The 21,714-nt window shown below is 58.1% G+C and carries 22 protein-coding genes and 1 pseudogene; 7 read left to right on the top strand and 16 right to left on the bottom strand.

Translation table 11 applies throughout. The features are described 5' to 3' along the window. Window positions 1-2: 2 nt before the first annotated feature. From EKA13_RS15525 to EKA13_RS15475, 11 genes are all read right to left on the bottom strand, one after another. Window positions 3-629, bottom strand: a complete 627-nt coding sequence (locus tag EKA13_RS15525; protein WP_010792904.1) for a hypothetical protein — start codon at window positions 627-629, stop codon at window positions 3-5. Between the two features lies 1 nt (window position 630). Beyond that, on the bottom strand, window positions 631-1,008 hold the full coding sequence (locus EKA13_RS15520) for a hypothetical protein (protein WP_010792905.1): 378 nt from the start codon (window positions 1,006-1,008) through the stop codon (window positions 631-633). A 2-nt stretch (window positions 1,009-1,010) separates the two neighbouring features. After that, window positions 1,011-1,406, bottom strand: a complete 396-nt coding sequence (locus EKA13_RS15515; protein ID WP_010792906.1) for a hypothetical protein — start codon at window positions 1,404-1,406, stop codon at window positions 1,011-1,013. Between the two features lie 3 nt (window positions 1,407-1,409). Further along, window positions 1,410-1,760: a hypothetical protein gene (locus tag EKA13_RS15510; RefSeq protein WP_010792907.1), complete on the bottom strand. Its 351-nt coding sequence runs from the start codon at window positions 1,758-1,760 to the stop codon at window positions 1,410-1,412. A 104-nt stretch (window positions 1,761-1,864) separates the two neighbouring features. Beyond that, a complete protein-coding gene (locus EKA13_RS15505) occupies window positions 1,865-2,206 on the bottom strand; it encodes a hypothetical protein (protein WP_010792908.1) in 342 nt (113 codons plus the stop codon). Window positions 2,207-2,242: 36 nt separating this feature from the next. Next, window positions 2,243-4,054: a type IV secretory system conjugative DNA transfer family protein gene (locus tag EKA13_RS15500; RefSeq protein ID WP_010792909.1), complete on the bottom strand. Its 1,812-nt coding sequence runs from the start codon at window positions 4,052-4,054 to the stop codon at window positions 2,243-2,245. Next, window positions 4,029-6,239, bottom strand: coding sequence for a helix-hairpin-helix domain-containing protein (locus EKA13_RS15495; RefSeq protein WP_223218637.1), 2,211 nt, complete (start codon window positions 6,237-6,239; stop codon window positions 4,029-4,031). The genes EKA13_RS15500 and EKA13_RS15495 overlap by 26 nt, the downstream gene beginning before the upstream one ends. 2 nt (window positions 6,240-6,241) lie before the next feature. After that, window positions 6,242-6,727: a hypothetical protein gene (locus EKA13_RS15490; protein ID WP_010792911.1), complete on the bottom strand. Its 486-nt coding sequence runs from the start codon at window positions 6,725-6,727 to the stop codon at window positions 6,242-6,244. A gap of 106 nt (window positions 6,728-6,833) precedes the next feature. Continuing rightward, window positions 6,834-7,124 (bottom strand): HU family DNA-binding protein, encoded by a 291-nt coding sequence (locus EKA13_RS15485; protein WP_255251287.1) that lies wholly within the window; start codon window positions 7,122-7,124, stop codon window positions 6,834-6,836. Between the two features lie 132 nt (window positions 7,125-7,256). Further along, window positions 7,257-7,577, bottom strand: coding sequence for a hypothetical protein (locus tag EKA13_RS15480; protein WP_010792913.1), 321 nt, complete (start codon window positions 7,575-7,577; stop codon window positions 7,257-7,259). 49 nt (window positions 7,578-7,626) lie between these two features. After that, on the bottom strand, window positions 7,627-7,974 hold the full coding sequence (locus tag EKA13_RS15475) for a hypothetical protein (RefSeq protein WP_010792914.1): 348 nt from the start codon (window positions 7,972-7,974) through the stop codon (window positions 7,627-7,629). A gap of 152 nt (window positions 7,975-8,126) precedes the next feature. Here EKA13_RS15475 and EKA13_RS15470 point away from each other — a divergent pair, with 152 nt between their 5' ends. The 3 genes from EKA13_RS15470 to EKA13_RS15460 all read left to right on the top strand — a co-directional run bounded on the left by EKA13_RS15470 (window position 8,127) and on the right by EKA13_RS15460 (window position 10,340). Continuing rightward, window positions 8,127-8,549 carry a TraR/DksA family transcriptional regulator gene (locus tag EKA13_RS15470; protein WP_010792915.1) on the top strand — a complete coding sequence of 141 codons (423 nt, stop codon included), beginning with the start codon at window positions 8,127-8,129 and terminating at the stop codon, window positions 8,547-8,549. 118 nt (window positions 8,550-8,667) lie between these two features. Then, a complete protein-coding gene (locus EKA13_RS15465) occupies window positions 8,668-9,246 on the top strand; it encodes a hypothetical protein (protein WP_065285137.1) in 579 nt (192 codons plus the stop codon). A 17-nt stretch (window positions 9,247-9,263) separates the two neighbouring features. After that, entirely contained in the window at window positions 9,264-10,340 is a 1,077-nt protein-coding gene (locus tag EKA13_RS15460) for an MBL fold metallo-hydrolase (protein ID WP_058131721.1), read from the top strand. Between the two features lie 132 nt (window positions 10,341-10,472). Here EKA13_RS15460 and EKA13_RS15455 read toward each other — a convergent pair whose 3' ends face one another. Further along, window positions 10,473-11,072 (bottom strand): hypothetical protein, encoded by a 600-nt coding sequence (locus tag EKA13_RS15455; protein WP_223218638.1) that lies wholly within the window; start codon window positions 11,070-11,072, stop codon window positions 10,473-10,475. Window positions 11,073-11,279: 207 nt separating this feature from the next. Here EKA13_RS15455 and EKA13_RS15450 point away from each other — a divergent pair, with 207 nt between their 5' ends. The 4 genes and pseudogenes from EKA13_RS15450 to EKA13_RS28400 all read left to right on the top strand — a co-directional run. Then, window positions 11,280-12,470 (top strand): hypothetical protein, encoded by a 1,191-nt coding sequence (locus tag EKA13_RS15450; protein ID WP_065285139.1) that lies wholly within the window; start codon window positions 11,280-11,282, stop codon window positions 12,468-12,470. 30 nt (window positions 12,471-12,500) lie between these two features. Continuing rightward, window positions 12,501-13,574, top strand: a complete 1,074-nt coding sequence (locus EKA13_RS15445) for a hypothetical protein (protein ID WP_058131725.1) — start codon at window positions 12,501-12,503, stop codon at window positions 13,572-13,574. Window positions 13,575-14,713: 1,139 nt separating this feature from the next. Next, window positions 14,714-15,610: a hypothetical protein gene (locus tag EKA13_RS15435; RefSeq protein WP_010792921.1), complete on the top strand. Its 897-nt coding sequence runs from the start codon at window positions 14,714-14,716 to the stop codon at window positions 15,608-15,610. A gap of 53 nt (window positions 15,611-15,663) precedes the next feature. Then, window positions 15,664-15,873, top strand: a pseudogene (locus tag EKA13_RS28400) (PIN domain-containing protein); the annotation flags it as partial. Window positions 15,874-16,088: 215 nt separating this feature from the next. Here EKA13_RS28400 and EKA13_RS15425 read toward each other — a convergent pair. The 4 genes from EKA13_RS15425 to intI1 all read right to left on the bottom strand — a co-directional run. After that, window positions 16,089-16,334 carry a hypothetical protein gene (locus EKA13_RS15425; RefSeq protein ID WP_010792922.1) on the bottom strand — a complete coding sequence of 82 codons (246 nt, stop codon included), beginning with the start codon at window positions 16,332-16,334 and terminating at the stop codon, window positions 16,089-16,091. A gap of 539 nt (window positions 16,335-16,873) precedes the next feature. Then, the gene (locus tag EKA13_RS15415) at window positions 16,874-19,840 is read right to left on the bottom strand and encodes a Tn3 family transposase (protein WP_003090772.1); all 2,967 of its coding nucleotides are present in this window, start codon (window positions 19,838-19,840) and stop codon (window positions 16,874-16,876) included. A gap of 3 nt (window positions 19,841-19,843) precedes the next feature. Beyond that, window positions 19,844-20,404, bottom strand: a complete 561-nt coding sequence (locus tag EKA13_RS15410; RefSeq protein WP_003090771.1) for a recombinase family protein — start codon at window positions 20,402-20,404, stop codon at window positions 19,844-19,846. Between the two features lie 374 nt (window positions 20,405-20,778). Continuing rightward, window positions 20,779-21,714 (bottom strand): class 1 integron integrase IntI1 (gene intI1 / locus EKA13_RS15400; RefSeq protein WP_065760269.1); only part of this gene is annotated, 936 nt, incomplete at its 5' end.

Below are 21,714 nucleotides of genomic sequence, written 5' to 3'. Positions count from 1 at the left end.
CCCTAAATCTCCTGGATGTCGAAGTCATCAGCCACAACCGCCCACTCGTAGAACTTCGAAGGCTTGACTGGCTTGATTAGAATTTTCACATTGTACTTAGCCTTGTTGAAAACCCTATTCAAAGTGGCCCTGTGGCGTTCAGCAGTGAAGGACACCACATAACCCTGTGGGGTAACTTCGACTTGATATGGAGAAGATTTTGTGAATACCTGTGTGATCTGCTGCTCAACCGACTGGTTGGCAACGATCTTCAAACTATCTTCCTTTAGCGCGCGGAGACGTGGCGACATCATTCTCAATGCTTCTTCAGCATTGGTTCGAGCAGACAGAGGAGTGAAGTTGTAGTAGTTGTCAAGGAAGACAGCCACGAATGCAATGATGTGTCTCTGTGGAATCTGCCGCTCGCTGATGAAGATCCCCTCAGAGTTTGGGAATCCATACATGATTCGCTCGCTTTGCAATCTCCGGTTTGTTTCCTGCAGTTCCCTATTCATGCCAACCAGCACGGCGATAACGACTGCAAAGACCGCTGAGATGGCGATCAGCGTAATGATGGCTCTGCCCGCTCGAAGATCACTTGCGCCGAGCAAATTGAAATACTTCAACGGTGCGCCGTATTGCTCACTCATGTCAGGGCTCGTATCGGTTGCAGTAAGACGGTGAGGGAATCAGCCCGATCTCGAGCCAGATCCGCGCAGTGAAGCGACCGAACTTCCCGACTGCCTTTTGAAGGGCAGGGAACTCGCTCGTCATTACGTAGAGGTCACCTACGAAAGTTGAGGCCATCAGGGCTAGGAAGCCCTGAGGCTTATTTCTCGTGGAACGCTTGAAGAGCCACAGGCAGAAAAATGCAACGGCAAAGGCCCAAAGGTTTTCGCCTGTGGTTTTGCTGACGATCACCAAGGGAACGATGAAGAACAGAAGGTCCTCTTGGGTGAGGCCTCCGAAGTTCACCGGGCTCGTCGCGAAGGCATAAGTCGGTGCTTCAGTTGTGACTCTCAAGCGCATGGTTACTTGGTCCCCGAAGAACTGGAACCAGTGCCACCGGCCATGTTGAAGCCGGCCAGGTTACCGGCCTTGACCACTACGGTTTCACCGAAGAGGGAAATCAAAACCACGAGCACGAATACCCACCAGCCGCGTGCGCCTGCGAAAAGTACCGACAGCAGCAGAAGCGCCAACCCGGCCCAGAGACCGTAACTGGCAATCAGACGCCACCAGTAGAGGAAGCTGTTGTTGGAGTTCTTCGCGATCGTCTCGTCCGGCGCGAAATCGCCGTCGAACGCAGCCATGGCGATATCGGGCATGGCGACGATGAAGATGGTCACCGCCAGTGCGAGAATCCCCAACGCAAAGCGTTTGAGGTCCTCCGTTTTCAGTTGCGGCGCGAGGCCAGTCATTTGCATGGGTCAATCTCCGACTCGAGTTGGGGTGAAAAACAGGCCATCGGGGGTAACGGTCTGGTAACGGAGCCGCTTTTGCTCCGGTTGCAGAACTACGTTGATGGTCTCTTCCACGGGCCGGACCTGTGCGAGCATCCTTACGAGATCCAGCCCTGGAAGTGGGGCGCTGGCTTCGGCCTTCTTGAGTTCGTCCTGAGCCATGCGAAGGTTTTGAGCAGCGAGAGACAGGTGCTCAATGGCACGCTGATACCGGGGATCGCGCTGATCGATTACGTACGGGTCGGATTCAGCAAATGCTGGCTGAACGGCAATGGCCGCCAGATATCCAATCCCTAAAGCCCATGCGTGAAAGTTCATAAAGGGCCCTCCTTTCCCAAATAGTGGAAAGTGAGTGCCCCTTTTTTGAGGGTCGGTAGTGACAGGCCGGCTTTGCGCCGGCCCGAGGGGAGGGGAGCAGAGAGTTAGGAGGTTTTTTTCTCGTCGAACAGCTGGCCAACCCAGCGCCTGGTTCGATGGAATTGTGCAAGCAGCACCTTGCCCAGGAATCCGAACAACTGCACGGTCACCAACGACAGCACGATCTGCACGTAGGTGAAAATCATGCGGACGAAGGCGTTAATCAGTAGAGAGGTGAGGCCTCGAGTAGGCTGGAAAGCAAGCCCGAGGCAGATGATCACGGCAGCGATGGCCAAGTAAGCGGGCCAACCGATTCGCTGCACATGGAACTGGGTAATATCGAGAAACCAGTCCCATACAACACCGAAGTCCCAATCCCACTGCCGCAGTTTGTCTTGCCAATTCATGGCGTCTCCTCAATGGTCGAGTTTCGCATGCTAAATTCAGCCTTGAGTCAGCTTTTCCAGCATTGCCTTGTTCTTCTCGTGGAATCGTTGCCAGGCGTTGACGCCCGAGCGCGCTCGACGTGGCCTGCGGACCAGTCGCATGTCCTTGAAGTGGACGTTCGGGAAGCTGTTTCTCACCAACGGCATGCGGACACGATAGGTTCCCGACTTCGCGACAATGATCCCGTCGCCTTGGTCGAGCGATGCAAAGTCTTCGGGTTGCAGGATGTCCTCCCGCGTCGCCTTGTATCCGGTACTTGAGCTGGCGCCTTCCGAGTCGTTTGTGTAGAGACCTGATTGCTCGGATGCGTAACTCTGCCCCGTGCTGCTGCCAGAGGACTCTTGGACGAACCTTTTGATCATCGTCCCCGCAAGCTTGACGGCGAACTCCCGCGTCTGGGCATCCCGGATGTCGCAGTACAGGTGTGTCCAGCAGTTGCCCAGCACCATCTCGACGAAGGCAGGGGAAATGTTCTGGAGGAAGCCAACGCCCTGGAAAGCAATGATGATGGGCACATTCGCCGATCGCGCCAGCTGGAACAGGGATACCTGGCTCTCGTCCATGAATGATGGGTACTCGTCGAAAATGGCCGGGCACATCATCAGCGGTTTGGCTTTCGAGAGCTGGATTTCGCCGATCGCTCGAGCAAGATCAGAGATGAACAATTTGCCGAATAGCTCCACACCGTCTTTGTCGGCAAGCGACGACATGGACAACACAACAACCTTGTTCTGGAGGATCGCCTCTTTGAGGTCGACATCCGGGCTGTAGGTGTTGACGATGCTGGAGTATTCGGAGTGAGCGAACGCCGAAAGTTTTGACACAAGTCCTTGGAGCAACTGCTTGTACCCGCGCAGGTTCCACACCTGTTTTTCTTCGTCGAACCAGAAGCGAAGGTATGAGTGCAGCCACTCGACACCATCGCTGTGATAGATGGAGTCGGATACCCGTATGTTGCGGATAAAGCTCAGCAGCAGGTCGAAGTCGGACAGCACTGCAATGATGTCCTTGATGTGGAACACTGGCTCCCCGGGCTGCAGCTTCAGCGACAGCACCGCGGCAGTCAGGGAGTAGCGAGCAATGTCCGTCCAGAACTCCTCTTTGGAGTTGGCTTGGAGCTTCATTGCAGTGGAAATGGTTGCGCGGACCCCGCCCGAGAAGAACGGATTGTAGGTATGCGACATTTCCGGGAACTCGAAGTTGATGATCAGCAACTCATCGAGCCGGCCGGCCGCTTCCATCATTCCGTAAATCGAGCCGGAGAAATCAGAGTCTGACTTCGCTTCGATTAGCAGAAGGCCGGCCCCTTTTTTTATCTGTTGTTGGATGATTGCCAGAAGCAGTTCGGTCTTGCCGGTCCCGGTTGCAGCGAGCAGCGCTACATGGCGAGTCATGATGTCGTCGGACAGCATGAATGGGATCATTGATGGATAGGTGTCGATCAACTCCCGGCGGATATCGTCAGCGGTGGCGATGCCCTTCGTACTCGTGATCGCGTCAACGCGATCCTTCCACTCTGTCCAAGGAATGGCCTTGCCCAGAAAAGTAGAGCGGCGGAAGTCGCAATCCGGAATCGGGGCTTCGATGTAACCGGCGTCCCAGATATCCGTGGTAGACGCTTCAGCTTCTTTCCGATCAAGCAGCAGGGACCAGATAGCACAGCCTGCAGCGATGGCCACCGTCAAGGGAAGCGGCACAAATGGAATTGCTGCCCCTACCAACGGAAGGCTGATTGCGATATTTCGCTGTCGCTGAATTTCCGCATGCTCGGCGGCAAGCGCCTCAAGGCGCGCTGATTTGATCGACATCTGGATTTATCCGTTTAGGGAGAAGAGACCGGGCAACAGTCGGTTCGCGCAGGGAATATCCCGTCAGCAATCCGTCGAGTGCGCCAACCACCAGCAAGGTGGTCTTCGCACTGTTCAGGAGAGTCGAGATGAGGGTGGTGTTGATGAGGTCCTGCTGGCCCTCGCCGACCACCAAGACGACAACGTCGTAGACTCGCCCCCGGATGAGCTTCGGCGTCATGACAGCGCCCTGGAACACATCGAGGCGCTCTGCCAGGCTGAGCAAGTAATGGTTACCAGCTCGGTCTACAGCGTTCAGGCGCTCTGGATTGATTTCAGCGGCGGTGAACACGGAAAAGGGTGGATGGTTTGTGCTGGCGACGGATTGCCTAACTACGAAAGGCAATCCTTTGAACAGCCCTTTTCCATGGAACTCAACCAGGTGCTCCTCGCCAGTGAACTCCCGAGCGATCGCTGCAGACAGCGGGCCCACCATGTCCTCACCTCGAGGCCCCTTGGCGGCTGGGACTACAACCCTAATATCGAGCAGCGGGTCTACCTGTAGCTGCTGGGCGAACTCCCTAACCACAACAGGTAAGGTCTCGATGAGCAGCTCGGATGGCACCGACAGCCAAGATATCGCTTGGGTTGGGTCGAAGGTTTCGTCGTTCGCTTTGAGCGTCCCGCTCCAGATACGCCGCGATGCTTCGCGTTGCGGTGATCTGGGTGGCAACCAAAAGCTCGCCTGGAAAACTCGCGCCGGCCCGCCTTGGGTGAGCTCCCCGAACGGTTGGCCAATGGAGTGAGCTGGTAGGTCCTTTGCTGCCCCAAGCAGGAAAACCCTGCTCGAATCTGGTACGGCGCGCAGGACGTTCACCATTTCCTCTATCCCAAGCGAGTCCGCCCCGGCAAGAATCAACACATCCGCGTTGATTGGTCTTTTGCCATGCTGTGAAGGCACCCCTGTCTTTGGATCAATGCCTATCAAGGCCGAGTACGTGACGACGACACTGTCGTCATCGAGCAGTCGGTTGACCTCGTCAGCCATCTCGTTTGTATAAGCGGAATAGATGGCGTCTGCGCCGAAGGCTTTCAGGAAGAGTTGAAGGCCCTTGATAACCAGCATTTGGTCTGAGAGGGTTTCGCACTGGATCAGCGCAAAACGTTCTCCCAAGAGCGAGCGGAGTCCTGCTGACAACGTCTTCGCAGTCCCGTTTTCAAGGCCCAGTGGCTTCAAGAGCTTGGTGGCCATCTTTTCGGTGGGCACCAGGTCCTCGGCGTCTTTGCAGTCCAGTGCTGCCCATTTCCGCACGAGGCCGGCCAGTTTGTTTTCTGCTTCGTGCAGGCTCAGGAGTTGTAGCTGTCCGCCGCTGGCATGGACAACCTTGGCCATGGCGAGGTCGGTTACGGCCTGAGCAATGAGGGGCTTGATCTCATCTTTGGTGAGTCGAAGCATCTTCATGACCGACTCGATGAGCGGCCTCCCTTCAACGTAGCTGTGCCCGAGCCAAGCCTCCCGGCGGAGCACGCCGACCACCGCGCCTTTAACTGCAGAGACTGTGTTGTTGGTCACTCCAAACCTTTTCGCGAGGTTCAGCGCGGAAGTGAAGAGAATGTCCTCGAAATGGACGTAGAGCAGATAAGGGTCTTCTTTCAGAACCTCACTGAGGTTCGCGGCATAGCCTAAGCGACGTTGCAGGGTTGCCAGCTTCGCCGGCGGAATACCCTCGACGTCGATCTGTGCGAGTGCGAGTTGCTCACTTCGTTGATCAGCCCAAACCTGGCCTAAGACCTGGGCTTCTTGCGGGGAGATTCCAGCTTCCACGAGTCTATCTGGTGATTGGTCCAGAATTGGAATCAGACTTTCGCCGAAGTGCTGGACAGCCTTGCTCGTAACGCTGCGTGGGACGCCAGTGAGGACGCTGAGATATCCAACCAGTGACTCAACCTTCGCTGGTGGCATCGAGGTGAACTGGCTGACATCGAAATCAGCGCCGTCGATATCCGGTACGCGCTTGCCGTACAGGATGTAGTCCTCATAGAGGATTGCGTTGCCGAAATTGCCGGTACCGGTGAAGGAGGTGTTGTCTTCCCGCCGGAAGGTACAAACCGACCAAGGACCGGCGGGATCACGGAAAACAATATCGACTAGGGTACCGCGTTCGCGGGTGAGGGCTTCAGCCCCGTCAGGAATTCGATCAGTCATGCTCATCCGCTTGGGTGCGCGCGGCCGCTATTCACGTTCCGTACGCTCTTGTGGACGCCGTTGTAGCTACGGGCAATCTGGTTGGCGAGTTCGGCTCTCACGGCCGCAGCATCGTTCACCAAGGCCGGATACAGACGGGTCAGCCCAACGAAAATGTCGAAGTCCTCAAGCAGATCAACAGCCACCAGGACCTGGTCTGCGACGATCAGCGACTTATCGTATGCAGCAACCGGCTCCATGCCGTTGAACAGCCCTGTCGGGTCGACAAACAGGAATGGGCGGAGCTGGCGTAGTACCAGACTGCGCGCATGCTCAATTTTGGGTAGAACTTGACCTTCAGCCAGGCGGATCTCCTGGCTGCTCTTGCCGCCAAAGAGCATGCCGGATGCCTTGGCGAGGAAATGGGGGAGCGAAGTGTTTATGGTGGCCGGCCAAGTGCTGCCGTCGACCAGGAATGCCTTCGCTTCAGGAGTGTGGATGTATTTCATGTCTTGAAATCCTTGTTCAATCCAATAATGGAAAGGGAGTGCCCCTTTTTTGGGGGATATCAAAAAAAACCCCGCCGAAGGGCGGGGTTGTCTTGCGATGGAGCGATCAGTTGATCGCGTCCTTGAGCGCCTTGCCCGGCTTGAAGCCAGGAATCTTCGCAGCAGCAATCTGGACAGGATTGCCGGTTTGAGGATTGCGACCCTCGCGCGCAGCGCGCTCCTTTACCAAAAATGAGCCAAAGCCCACCAGCGTCACAGTGTCACCGGCCTTCAGCGCGGAAGTCACGGACTCGATCACCGCATCCAGTGCTTTCCCAGCGACAGCCTTGGTGATGTCCGCGGACTCGGCGATTTGGTTGATAAGTTCTTGTTTATTCACGCATTTCTCCATGTAAATCAGGGGGTGAAGTAAGCAGTATAACGGCGGCCTGGTAGCCTCCAAGTGAATCTGGTCTTCTGCAGCGATTGGATTCCATGGACGCGCCGCACAAAAAGAAAACGGCTCGGCAATGCCGAGCCTAAGGGGAAATCAGATCAAGCTTGCGCCCAGCGCGCCGGCCAAGAAGCCTGCTCCAATAAGGGGGAGCATTCCGGCAAGGGCCTTAGAGCCGGCTCTGTGGCACAGGAAACCGCCCACACTGGTGATTGGTACGATCAGGTAGGCAGCGATCATCTGCACTGACAGCATGCGTGTGCCCAAGGTGGCATCGCTCGTGGGGTGACTCCCGAGCATCGATGCCAACGCCAGCGCTCCGATGGCCAGGCAAAGCAAGGTAGCTAGGAAGGCTCGTTCGGTATAGCGGAATGGGCCGACTTCGATTTCTGCAGCGCTTTTGACGGTGGTTTGCATAGCGCGTTCCTCTTGACTCTCACGACAAGGGTAGCAGCCTCTTTCAGCGCTAAACAGCGGAAATCAACTCCTGAATTTGCCCCTCTGCCGCTGTTAGCAAACAGAGCACCTCATCGGAGCAACCATGCGCGCTCAGAGCTTCCATCGCTCTGGAGAAAGCTCTGGCATGCGCGGCACAGAGATCCACTTTGTCGAATGCCTCCTGGATAGCGGTGTCAGTAGCCACTGGCGCCATTGCTACCAGGCCGTTCTCATAGATACGGCTTTCCCAATGGCTCGGCTCGATGCCGGTTGAGCGAAAGTAAATGAAACCGAGCTGATCGCCCAGGGAATAGGCTGCCGCCCCGTAGTGCTCATCGAATGTGGAACGGCCAGTGCCCAACGCTTTGAATTCCATGAATGTCCTCCTGCTGGTGTGGACGGTGACCATAACGGTGCAGTCCTGTGGTTCAAGACTGCGTAGCCGGGGATTTAGCGGAGGCATTTGAGTTGAAGAGGGGAGAGGCCTCGTTAAGCTCGGGCCATCCACCTCTTCACAAGGAATCGCCTATGTCCACCTTACTCACTCAGCAGCAACTGCTTTCCGCGCCGGAGTCGGATTACATGTCCGACCAGCAACTGGCTTTCTTCAAGGAACTTCTTCTCAATCGAAAACTGCACCTACAGGGCCTGCTCGCTCAACGAGCAGAGGCGTTCCGCGATGACTCCGAGGCGCGTCTCCCGGATGCGGCGGATACTGCCTCCGCGGAAGAGCAGCGCGCGATGGAAATGCGGATGCTGAAGCGGGACCAGGCAGAGTTGCTGGACGTGGAGGCTGCACTGAAAAGGATCGAAGAAGGAGATTATGGCTACTGCGCTGAGTTTGGGCAGCCGATTGGGCTCAAGCGCCTTTTGGTCGCGCCGACTGCAAGCCTTTGCATCGATGCTCAAGAGATTCAGGAACGTCGTGCGCAGCGCCAGCGTGTAGCATGACCTCCAGCGAGGGGGCATGCCCCCTCGACTCTCCTTTCGATCTTCCTACTTCCTCACTCCTCAGGTTCTATGATCAGTCAAAATGCAGGCTGAACATCTCTTACCTAGGAGCTGCATCATGGAAGTCGGTCCCCGCATGTACTTTTTCGTTTCAGGGTTGCTTTACCCGGCAGCGCTGGGAGCCGCTCTTGTCTGGACGGTTAGTGCCTTGCATGCCAGGGTATTTCTCGAGAGCGCGTCCCCAAACGGCTGGTCTCTGTGTATGGCTGCCTGGTTCATTGGCTACCACTGCCTGCAATTCAGCAGGCTGATGGTCAGGCACTATGATCTTGGGAAGGGCTACACCAGGCGCGCCTTCGTCTCTGACCTGGTGGACTGCTTGACGCTGGTACTGGGTTTCGCTGGTCTTCGCTTCTTAAACGAGCCGATCCCTTCGGAGCAGGTCTGGGTTGTCTATTTGGCACTGCTTGGAGTTCCCCTCTCTGCTGTTATTGCCCATCCACTTCGCATGATGAAGGGGCCCAGGGGGCTATTGGTCCTTGGCATGCTATTGGTATGCCTTCTTGGAATCGACTACTTCAAACTGGGTTTCCTCTTGCCATTGTTCAAGCCAGAGGTAACCCACTGGGTATTGCTGGTCGCGATGTTTTCCATGCTTTGGGCCTTCTACCACCGCGTATACCGCTTCGAACCTTGACAGCTGGGGTGCCGACCATGCGAGGGCTATCGATCGTACTGGGATTGAGTTTGCTGGTCGGCTGTACTCATGAGCCGCTTTCAGAAGGGTTACCGGTTCAGAATCACCATTGGGGCGATGAGCCGAAGATTCAGTTTCTTGGCGTAGGTGGCTGGCTCATACATTGGCGTGGGGAGGGGCTATTGCTGGCGCCTTCGTACACCAACCCGGCCAGCCTCGGCATTCCTGGGATACCCCCGGCTCGAGTGGTAGCCGACAACGAGAAGGTCGACAGACACATGCCGCCTGCAGCAGACGTGACGATGCTTCTGGTGGGTCATGCGCACTACGATCATCTTCTCGATGTGCCGCGGGTCGTAGATAAGCACTCTCCGAAAGCGGTCGTATACGGGTCTGAAACGGTTAAGCACATTCTTCATGCAGCAAAGAACAGCTCAGGACAGCGGATCTTTGGCGCTGGCGCGGTGGTGGTGCCAAGTCAGCAGCAGATAACCGACCATCGTGATCCCTCCCGACCTGGTACATGGTTTTACTCCGACGGGAAGGTCATCACTGATGGGGACGTAAACGGAGCAAATTCCGTGGGTTCGATCCGTGTGATGCCTATTAGAAGCATGCATGCCGGGCACCTCTTCGGCCATAACTTCATCCCAGGTGAGTACGACTGGGATCTCGACGATTTGCCGACTGGTCTGCTGGACTGGAGACTTGGTGAAGTAACTCTGGCCTGGATGATTGACCTCCTCGGGGAGGATGGTCGGCCGGTTTACCGCATTCACTATCAAGACAGCGCCGCTGAACCTCCATGGGGCTTTCCACCCATAATCTCTGACTCAAAGCGCGTCGACGTCGAGATCCTTTGCGGGGGAGGGTGGAATCAAGTCAGTTACTACCCCACAGGGCTCCTCAGGGTGACCAAACCGCGTCTTGTGCTGTTGGGGCACTGGGAAAACTTCTTTGGCAACGACCTTGGTGAACCTGCTCGAACCATTCCGTTGCTCGGCTACAAAGGGCTCCTCGAACAGCTGAAACCCTACAATGTGGTGGTGCCTGAGCCCTTCTCTGACATCCTGCTCCCCCCGCCGATGGAGTGATTCTGCCCCAGCGGAGGACTTCAGTTTCATGCGGACTCCTGCAGAGCAGACAGCAAGGGACAAAGCCCCATCGTAGGCCGTGTAAGCAAGGGCACTTTGCACGAAATGTGGGATTTCGCCCTGGTGCCGGCCCTATTCTCCGCCTTCCGCAAGGCGTTGCATCAATGCGCGTGCTTCGCTGTACCCATAAGCCCGCAGGAACCCGTCATAAGTATCAGGAAATGACATGACGCGCCCGGCGTAATACTCCAAGGGCACAGCAATGTCGGCTTCGTGCAGGTAGTCCTGATCAAGGAAGTGCTCGAGCACCAGCATGTGATCGAAGAAGGCCTCAAAGCAGTCACGAATGAACTCCTGCTGCTTGCTGAACCCCATCCCCTTCTCATGCACGACAAGGGCTGGTTTGAGGTCCCTCCAGTGAACGACGTAGGTCTGGCCTTCATGGGTGAAGGTCCGGCCTGACCAGTCCATCATTCGCATCGCAGAGCGGGCGAGTGGATCTGTGAAAATCTCCCTCATCATGTCCCGTGCAGCGGCAAGCTGCTTCTGACGGTGTTCCTTTCGCTTCTCTTGGATCGCATTTCGGGCTGACCTCAAGCCGCTCCAGATACCCCAAATCGCCAGGGCCATGGTGATCAGGGTGCTGATGACTGATACCCAGTCCTTGAGTGTGGTTGGTGAGAATGGGTCGCCCTGGGCAGGGTTCTCTGCCGCCATTGCAGCGGTAGACATCAGCATCCAAGCCGTAGAGATCAACCAGGCAGCGCTGTGCCTCTTCCTTGTGGCTGTCATCTGGAGGTCCTCTGAGGGATGGTTAACCTCAAAGTAGCTTGATCCGTTTCTACCCGCACGTGACCACTCGGGGAATTCGCCTTTGAATTTGCCCGGCGGTCGTTAGACTGCCTGTTCCCCAAACAGCCGCGACACGAGAGGTAGCTTTTGACCGGCAAGCTTTCCAGTGATCAGTTGCAGCGGATCTACAAACTGCTGACGGAGAAGCGTCCCCGGCTTGATGATCGGATGGGATTAACTCCGGCTGAGCGTGCACTGTTGGAGTGTGGCGGTATTTCGAGATCCGACTTTGATGATTTGATTATCGCGACTGAGTACCGCGGGTTTGCCGCGGCCGGCCGATACGCAGAGGCACTGGCTGCCTACTTCAGAATCCCTAAAGTCAGCTTGTGCCGGAAGCCCAGGCGCCTCGACGACGATGTGTTGTGGTTGGATGGCTATGCCGTTGCCGATGCCGTTGCTCTGCTGATCTTCATGGAACGCCTGGGCTTCGCTGTCTCACCTGGTCAGCTGGTGCAGGCGATAAAGGGCAACCTGGCAGGCAAGCCCATGCTGACGGAATCGGAGTACCTCATTCTCACCTATGAGGTTTCCCGCGGCTGTACTACGACAGTCCTCCGATCAGATGCGGAGCGCCAGCCGGCATTTCCAACGACCAAGCGCCACCGGGATGAGTTAGGAAACCGCTTCACATTGGTGCTCCAAGGGGAGGATGTGTTGTCGCTGGAAGTAGCCGGGCCCCGATATCGTGACGTCAACTCGGCACTTAAAACCTGTGCCTACTGCGGTACGACCTACCTGCCCAGCAGTCGTAATGAGCGTGAAGCACATCGTCAGGTTCATAGAGAAACACAGCGGTTACTGGACCCGGGCCCGAACAAGCGGTTTGCGGCCAGACTAAAGTGTGGCGCTGGCGCCGATCGGGTAGACGCATCTGTGCCCATGTGGATGCATCAGGAGGTATTGAAACGCGCCCAGCGTTTCCGCGCGGATTTTGGCTACGACTTTGTCCAGTGGCCTGGAACGATGTCGACTAAAGCAACGGTTGACTGGCACGGCTACCTGATTCCAGCTGGTGCTGACGGCACGATTGCAGGCGCTTGTGCATTCCTTTACGAGACGGAAACGAACCCATCAGGCAGCCCCTGGACTTTATCCTGGATCTGGCTGGCGCCTAAATACAGGCGCGGCGGGCTGTTGCGAGAACGGTGGGGGAGATTCCTTGAGGCCTATGGAGACTTCAGGATCGAGAGTCCGCTGTCTCCTGAAATGGAGGCCTTTGTTCGAATTCACGGCACGGACTGGCAGAAGAGCTGCTTGTCGAATCATGGTGAGTGAGCAGAGTGCTCACCGCCTCTAGGAGTTTTTGTGATCAAGACCAATACATCTGCCCCCCAGCTGGACAAGCCGATGATCTTCCCTGCGGAGGACTATGCTCGTGCGTGGGTCGGGTGCCTGGCCGGATTCCTTCCAGGCCTGAAAGATCGAAGTCGTGAAGTGTTCCTGAGGCTGTCAGGGTGGCATCACTGGAACGCAATGGTCGAGGCCTGCAACCCAGAACAGAACTGCGTGTTCATGACTGAGGATTTGAATCCGGAACTTCGGCTTTCGACTCTTGCAGAACATCGCTCAATCCTGATCCACGAGTTCGGTGTGAAGCCGGCCACTGCCAATTTCTTCTTATGGGCAAATCCCCTGGGCTCATTTGAACTCGTGCCGCTTCGCGCGGCCGTCAAAGAGGCCCTTTATCAGGAGGGTGAGTCGCCTTCCTCGAGGTTGGACAAAATCCTCATCGCTCTGGATCAAGAAAATCGAGCGCTTGTTCCTGGTACTGAAGAAAACTACCGCCGCGGCTGCCACTTCACCAATGAGCGGGTGTACATGGCGATGTTCCAGCATCTCGGCTGGAACCTGGAGCTCAGCGACGGGCGTGACTACGACGTACCATTTGGACTACCTGTCGCACGGTTGGGCTATTTCAGCGACTCCGAACTCGGCTCGGTCCCTGTGTTCATGACTGGCTTGGCGCCTGACCCTGAGCTGAACCCTGATCAGACCAGCTGTGCGATTTATGAATGGATCACTTCACCGCAGGGAGCGAAGGCACAAACGGCAGTGGTCTTTTTCAGGGAGCCACAGCTTCGAGTGCTCGATGACGTCGAAACCTCGATCTTCGGCAGCTTCCTTGAAGGGCAGAGCGCATGGCATCTCACCTTGTCGTCTAACTCCAAATCGTTGGGGAGTGTAGTGGTCGACATTGTCTCGGGCCAGACTCTTCCTGTGCCCGAGCAGCGCGACAATGGCTTCGAGTTGGCCATGCGATTTGCCCGTGCAATGGAGCGCTACTGCGACTTTCCTGAATTGCACCTTCCCAACATTGACCGGCCAGTGGTCCTCGCCGGCGGCAGTGGGTGGGGAGTAGTGAAGCTGCCCCAGGCTTGAGGCTCTGCAGAACGAGTGTCTCCCATCAGGTCAGAATGGGAGTCATGCACCATAAACGTCACATGACAGCTGGTGCTAAGGGGAAGCTCTGCTCGACCTGCAACCATTCGCCTTTCGGCTGAAATGCCTCAAAGATGGTGCAGAGGGTGTCCATTGGCGGTTGAATGAACCCCGGCCATTCTCGGTGCGGATCGAAGACTGCGATTTCAAACTCGGGGTGTCGAAACGCCACCGCCCAGTGCCATCGTTCCCTTTCTCCGGGACGTATGTCGCGCAATTTGACTATCGCCAGGCCGTGAAGATCGGCCCATCCCCGCCACCGGCGAGTCACTGTCAGAAGTCCTGCCGTGGCCACCGCCATCCTCATCTCGCCCGAACTCGTAGAGAAGGGCGGTCGGCCATGCCTCCTTTTGCCAAGCCCCTGGCTTACGAAATGCTCCCGAGCTCGTTGATATGTCCAGCCGGTAACCATCGCTAAACACGCTACCCCGCAACCATAACGGTCGGTTTGCACGATCTTCTGTACACCGCATCGGGCTTGCCAGTCGTCTTCAGTCGCTGCCGGCGGATGATGTATGTCTAGGTGATCCATGGATTCAGTCCTCATCCAGTTCAGGACTGATCGTACTGTGAAAGGGCGCTGGCCCAGGCTGGTTTCGCGGTCCGCTTTCCAGCCTCTCCTTCACCAAGGTGGGAAGGATTATCAATAGGTTACGTTGCAAACCCTACCTGGGGCGCAGGGGGCCGCAGCCATGAAGCTCTACCTTGCCTCTAGCTCGCTGTAGAAGCTCTCTGACCTGGTCTTCCGTCGCTGAGCGGTCATCGTCTAGCCACCAGCCATCTTCATCCCTTGTAATCCAAACATCCCCGGCCGACCAGGTCACAGGCCCCCAGTAATCAGAAAGCCTGCACCACACGCAGTCTGCATGCAGTTCGGAAAGTGGATTATCCATAGGTGCCTCGCTGGAAATGCACTGGAGTTGGGTTAGTATCGCAGTGGAGCGCTGGCCAGCGCTCGCACGCCCACCTTGGGCGAAGGCCGGATTAGGCCATGGCTTCAATACTTCTCTTCCTCCAAGCATTGCCCTAGGCAATGTGTCTAGTGGGCGTGGCACAAGATTGCCGCCAAGGAGCATGCTTTGACCATTTCTAACCGTTTCCCCTCCGGCGCATCCCTCGACCAGGTGAAGAAGGATGCCAAAAAGCTGGCCAAGTCAGAGGGGCTCAGTCTCCATGAGGCTCTGGACCAAGCTGCCGCCGCGCATGGCGCTCAGGTCCCCTGGCATCGCATCCAGGAGTTCCTCGCCTGCGATGATGACGAGACTTTGCTGGCCAGGTTTGCTCTCCCGCTGTACGCCGGCGGCGTATTCACTGTATCTCTTACTGAGACACGCCCCATGATTTCGGTAACGGGGCGAACTCGAGCAGGAAAGTCCACCTCAGCATTGCTAATTGCTGATCGTTACCTGTCTTCCTGCCGCGGCCGGGTGCACCTGGTAAGCCTTCTTCACCACCAACCGACATCAGTTGTCGGAGAGGTCTCTGAGTGCGGCTGGCAGGATGTCTGGGATCGAATTTCGCTGAAGTATCCTGGACGTTGCGCTCTTGTCGTTTGCCCAGAACGTATGGCTCAAACACACATGGTGGGGCCTCTTGATTTGAGCCCTACGAAACCTGAAAGGGGAGACCTGGTTGTGCTCGATGAGCGCTACCACTGCGCTAAAGGGCAAAGTCTGGTCGACGTGGCAGAGATTGCTCGCATGTGGCGTGTTGGCCTGATCCTATGCAAACAGCCGGGGCCGTGGGAGCACGAGACCATTCCCGATGAACCAGTTGGCGATCCATTTTCCCTGCACATCAAATGCAGCCGCGAACTGCGTTCGGATGATTGCAGACTGCAGCTGGAAGAAATGGTGAATGGACGTCGGGGCGAATGCCTGATCGTGCCAGGCGCTCCCTACGGATCTTCGAAACGGAAGTTCAGGTTCCAACGAAGTGCGCTGGGAGCCCTCAAGAGCCATTTCGCTCGAGAGTGAGGGCGTTAATACGCAAACCCGACATCCACCCTCGCTTGGTTGTCGGGTTTGTTCTGGAGGCTGCCGCCCACACTGGTCAGCTCCGCGTTGAGCTGGCCCGCTTGGGCAAACAAATCGGCCCTTATGACCAGATGATCGCCGGGCACGCCAACTCTCAGGGGCTGATCGTTGTCACCAACAACCGCCGAGAGTTCGACCGCGTACCCGGCTTGAGGATTGGATCGTCCCAATCGCGTAACAGAGGAACACACGATGGCTACTGACTACACACCGCTTTCTCCTCAAAGCCTAGCGACCCTCCCCGGCGTCCAGGAGGTCGACGTTGTTGGAGGTATCTTGGTGGTGCTCTTCACTGATGACTCTTCTATGGCTGTCACCAGTGCAGCACTAGCCGAAGATCTTGGGCTGGAAAAATGGAGCGCACTTTCCGGCGAGGATCAGGTTTTTTCTCTGTCCACTACCGAGATGCTTGACCTCATCACGCGGACTGCTTCAGCAGCATCCTCAAACTGTAAAAGGAACCCACGACGGAACCCGCCGCTATGAATACCGAGCAGCCCACGAACATGCCCGCGCCGAGCACATGCGTCGGGTGCGCATTGCCGAGATAGGCCGCTAGCTGGAGGGCGACGAACTGGACGTCGAGCAACTGGCCGTCCTGGGCGTCGAGTTGCAGCAGTTGAGTGGCGTTTGCCAGGCCTGTGCCGGCGAAGGCGGAGAGCATGACGAACCCGAATGGAGCCGCTGCCCAACCTGCGGTGGAACCGGCCAGGGCAACCCCGTCGACTGGGCATAACGAACTTAAAGGAAATCACCATGAGCAGAAATGAGCTTGAGTGGGGGCAGACTCCATTCGATGAATGCACGCGCGAAGAACTGATCCTGCACTGTGCCCGCCTTTACAGCGCCACGTCCGCCTTGTCATCGGCAGCTCAGATGGTTCAAGACAAGAGCCTATTCTGGACTCAAGGAAGCGGAGCTGAGGCATTGGAGAAAGGCCGACAGGCCCTTGAGGGCGCACGAAATGGTTTCGATGCTGATAACATTTACCGGGCATATTTCCGCTATGCCGGCGATCTTCTGTTCGCAGACGCTTCAGGTCTTCAACTCCGGACAGGATGGGCAGTTTGTCCTGTCTGCGAGCAGATGGCGTCCACCATAGGTGGGAGCAGTTATGCTGGAAAGACGTGTAGTGAAATCCTCCTTGGCAAGTGTTCCGGGATTCTGAGAGGGGCGAATAGAGAAAACGGAAAAAATCGTACGCTAAGGTTTTCCGGGCAGCCTTAGCGGCCGAAACTTCCCGTCCTCCAGCCTGCGGCTCTGCCGCCAGACATAATCGCCGGTCAGATTGATGTGCTCCCACCCCAGCGGCGACAGGTATTGCAGCAGCTCACCATCCACCGACTTCCCCGCATCGCCCATCGCCTGGGTGGCGCGCTCCAAGTACACCGTGTTCCACAACACGATGGCGGCCGTCACCAGGTTGAGGCCACTGGCCCGGTAGCGCTGCTGCTCGAAGCTCCGATCCCTGATCTCGCCGAGGCGGTTGAAGAACACCGCCCTGGCCAGGGAGTTGCGGGCTTCGCCCTTGTTCAGTCCAGCATGCACGCGCCGGCGCAGCTCGACGCTTTGCAACCAATCGAGGATGAAAAGCGTGCGCTCGATCCGGCCCAGCTCGCGCAGGGCCACGGCCAGGCCGTTCTGGCGCGGATAGCTGCCGAGCTTGCGCAGCATCAGCGAGGCGGTGACCGTGCCCTGCTTGATCGAGCTGGCCAGGCGCAGGATGTCGTCCCAATGGGCGCGGACGTGCTTGATGTTCAGGGTGCCGCCAACCATTGGGCGCAATGTCGGGTAGTCCTGGACGCTATTCGGAACATACAGCTTGGTTTCTCCGAGGTCGCGGATGCGCGGTGCGAAGCGGAAGCCCAGCAGGTGCATCAGGGCGAAGACATGATCGGTGAAGCCAGCCGTGTCAGTGTAGTGCTCCTCGATCCGCAAGTCGGACTCGTGGTACAGCAGACCGTCGAGCACATAGGTAGAGTCGCGCACGCCGACATTCACCACGCGGGTGCTGAACGGTGCGTACTGGTCGGAGATGTGGGTGTAGAACAGCCGCCCCGGCTCGCTGCCGTACTTCGGGTTGACGTGGCCGGTGCTTTCGCCTCGACCACCCGCCCGGAAGCGCTGGCCATCGGAAGAAGAGGTCGTGCCGTCGCCCCAGTGAGCGGCGAAGGTATGACGGTACTGGTGGTTGACCAGCTCGGCCAGGGCCGCCGAGTAGGTTTCGTCTCGGATGTGCCAGGCTTGCAGCCAGGACAGCTTGGCGTAGGTCAGGCCGGGGCTCGACTCGGCCATCTTGGTCAGCCCGAGGTTGATTGCATCGCCCAGGATCGCTGACAGCAGCAATGTCCGGTCTTTGGCCTCGGCACCGTCCTTCAGGTGTGTGAAGTGGCGGCTGAAGCCCGTCCAGTCGTCCACGTCCATCAGCAGTTCGGTGATCTTGATGCGCGGCAGCAAATGGCTGGTCTGGTCGATCAGCGCCTGCGCGGTATTGGGCACCGCGGAATCCAGCGGGGTGATCTTCAGCCCGGACTCGGTGAGGATGGCATCGGGCAGCTCGTTGTCCTTGGCCAGGCGGGTGACGGTGGCCAGCTGCTCGTCCAGCAGCTGCAAGCGCTCTTCCAGGTACTGGTTGCTGTTCGGGTTGATCGCCAGGGGCAGAGCCTGCGCATGCTTGAGCGCGGCGAACCTCTCTGCCGGCAGCAGGTAGTCGTCGAAGTCGCGGAACTGCCGCGAGCCCTTGACCCAGATGTCACCGGAGCGCAGCGCGTTCTTCAGCTCGGACAGGGCGCAGATTTCGTAGAAGCGCCGGTCGAGGCCTTCCGGGGTTATCACTAGCGGCTTCCAGCGCGGCTTGATGAAGGCGGTGGGCGCATCGGCCGGCACCTTGCGCAGGTTGTAGGCGTTCATCTCGCTCAGGGTCTGCACGGCTGCCAGCACGCCTTGCGCAGCCGGGGCAGCGCGCAGTTCCAGCACCTCCAGCAAGGCCGGCGTGTAACGGCGCAGAGTGGCGAAGTTCTCGCCGACCAGGTGCAGATGGTCGAAGCCTTCCGGCCGGGCCAGCAGCTCGGCCTCGCTGACGCTCTCGGTGAACTCGTCCCAGGGAATCACCGCCTCAATGGCGGCATAGGGATCGCTACCGCTTTCCTTGGCTTCCAGCAGAGCCTGGCCGATCTTCGAGTACAGGCGCACCTTGTCGTTGATCGCCTTGCCCTGCTTCTGGAACTGCTGCTGATGCTTGTGCTTCGCGCTGCTGAACAGCTTGACCAGGATACGGTCGTGCAGATCGACCAACTCATCAATCACCGTCGCGGTGCTCTCCAGCACCACGGCGGCCAGGGTCGCGTAGCGTCGCTGCGGCTCGAACTTGCCGAGGTCTTTGGGCGTCATCTGCCCACCCTCGCGGGCCAGCTTGAGCAGGCGGTTCTGGTGGATGTGTCGGCCCAGGCCTTCGGGCAAGTCCACCAGCTGAAATGTCTTCAGCCGCTCGATGTGTTCGAGCATGTGGCGGGAGTTCGGTTTCAGCGGTGCCTGTCGCAGCCAGGTCAACCAGGTGATGCTGCTGCCGGCCTTGAGCTTCAACAGCTCGTCCAGCTTGGCCCGATGCGAGTCCGTGAGTGGTTCGACCAGGGCGCGGTAGACTCGGCGATTGGCCCGCGCAATGGCCTCCGAACAAGCTCGATCAATTACGCTCAACGCCGGCAGAATGCGCCGCTTCTGTCGCAGGCTCTCCAGGGCCTGACCGGCCAGCAGTAAGCCCTTGTCGGTCTGCTGGGCCAACTCGGTCAGCTCGCGCACCAGGGCGCGGAAGTCGGACAGGCCGAACGGGGCCAGTTGTAGGTAGGTGCGCAGTTCCTGGGCGTGCTCGCGGCGAGTCACGTCGCGTTCGCCGTACTTCAACCAACTCGCCGGGTCGGCCTGAACTTGCTTGGCCACCCACTGGATGACCGGCTCGGGCGGCTCGCTGTCGGTGCCCAACGCATAGCCGGGGTAGCGCAGCAGGCTGAGCTGCACCGCGAAGCCCAGGCGGTTGGCGTCGCCGCGCCGCTGGCGGATCAGCGACAGGTCGGAGTCGTTGAAGGTGTAGTAGCGGATCAGGTCATCCTGGCTTTCCGGCAACGCAAGCAAGGTGTCGCGCTCCGTAGCCGAGAGAATCGAGCGACGCGGCATGGTTCAGTCGTCCTTGCGAAGGTACTGATAGAGGGTTTCTCGGCTGATGCCGAACTCGCGGGCGAGCTGCGCCTTCGGCTCGCCCGCAGCGGCCCGCTGCCGCAGCGTGATGGCTTGCTCGTCGGAGAGGGCTTTCTTGCGGCCCCGGTAGGCACCGCGCTGCTTGGCCAGGGCGATGCCCTCGCGCTGCCGCTCGCGAATCAGGGCGCGCTCAAACTCGGCAAAGGCCCCCATGACCGACAGCATCAGGTTGGCCATCGGCGAGTCCTCGCCGGTGAACACCAGGCCTTCCTTCAAGAACTCGATGCGCACACCGCGCTGGGTCAGCTTCTGCACCAGGCGGCGCAAATCATCGAGGTTTCGTGCCAGGCGATCCATGCTGTGCACCACCACGGTGTCGCCTTCGCGAACGAAACCGAGCATGGCCTCCAGCTGGGGACGCTGGGTGTCCTTGCCCGAGGCTTTGTCGGTGAACAGCTTGCCGACCTCGACCTGTTCAAGTTGGCGTTCCGGGTTCTGGTCGAAGCTGCTGACCCGGACGTAACCGATGCGTTGTCCCTGCAAGATGCCTCCATGGGCTGGATGGGCGGCAGGGCTTGCGTTGGTTTTTGGTTCCATTGCGCCCGAAGCCTTGAATTTGTCAGGCTGAAATCTATGACCTTGGCAAGCATGTGTCAAAGAATGTGAAAGCGGACTCTATTCTGACGGCGTGATGCGCCTTGCCTGACATCCAGTTTGTCGTTTTCAGAAGACGGCTGCACTGAACGTCAGAAGCCGACTGCACTATAGCAGCGGAGGGGTTGGATCCATCAGGCAACGACGGGCTGCTGCCGGCCATCAGCGGACGCAGGGAGGACTTTCCGCAACCGGCCGTTCGATGCGGCACCGATGGCCTTCGCGCAGGGGTAGTGAATCCGCCAGGATTGACTTGCGCTGCCCTACCTCTCACTAGTGAGGGGCGGCAGCGCATCAAGCGGTGAGCGCACTCCGGCACCGCCAACTTTCAGCACATGCGTGTAAATCATCGTCGTAGAGACGTCGGAATGGCCGAGCAGATCCTGCACGGTTCGAATGTCGTAACCGCTGCGGAGCAAGGCCGTCGCGAACGAGTGGCGGAGGGTGTGCGGTGTGGCGGGCTTCGTGATGCCTGCTTGTTCTACGGCACGTTTGAAGGCGCGCTGAAAGGTCTGGTCATACATGTGATGGCGACGCACGACACCGCTCCGTGGATCGGTCGAATGCGTGTGCTGCGCAAAAACCCAGAACCACGGCCAGGAATGCCCGGCGCGCGGATACTTCCGCTCAAGGGCGTCGGGAAGCGCAACGCCGCTGCGGCCCTCGGCCTGGTCCTTCAGCCACCATGCCCGTGCACGCGACAGCTGCTCGCGCAGGCTGGGTGCCAAGCTCTCGGGTAACATCAAGGCCCGATCCTTGGAGCCCTTGCCCTCCCGCACGATGATCGTGCCGTGATCGAAATCCAGATCCTTGACCCGCAGTTGCAAACCCTCACTGATCCGCATGCCCGTTCCATACAGAAGCTGGGCGAACAAACGATGCTCGCCTTCCAGAAAACCGAGGATGCGAACCACTTCATCCGGGGTCAGCACCACCGGCAAGCGCCGCGACGGCCGAGGTCTTCCGATCTCCTGAAGCCAGGGCAGATCCGTGCACAGCACCTTGCCGTAGAAGAACAGCAAGGCCGCCAATGCCTGACGATGCGTGGAGACCGAAACCTTGCGCTCGTTCGCCAGCCAGGACAGAAATGCCTCGACTTCGCTGCTGCCCAAGGTTGCCGGGTGACGCACACCGTGGAAACGGATGAAGGCACGAACCCAGTGGACATAAGCCTGTTCGGTTCGTAAACTGTAATGCAA

Origin of the sequence: Pseudomonas defluvii (genome assembly GCF_001695625.1) — a bacterium.
In the GTDB taxonomy this organism is placed as follows: domain Bacteria; phylum Pseudomonadota; class Gammaproteobacteria; order Pseudomonadales; family Pseudomonadaceae; genus Aquipseudomonas; species Aquipseudomonas defluvii.
Note: the sequence above shows the minus strand (reverse complement) of the source record. Positions and strands in the feature narration are given on the sequence as shown.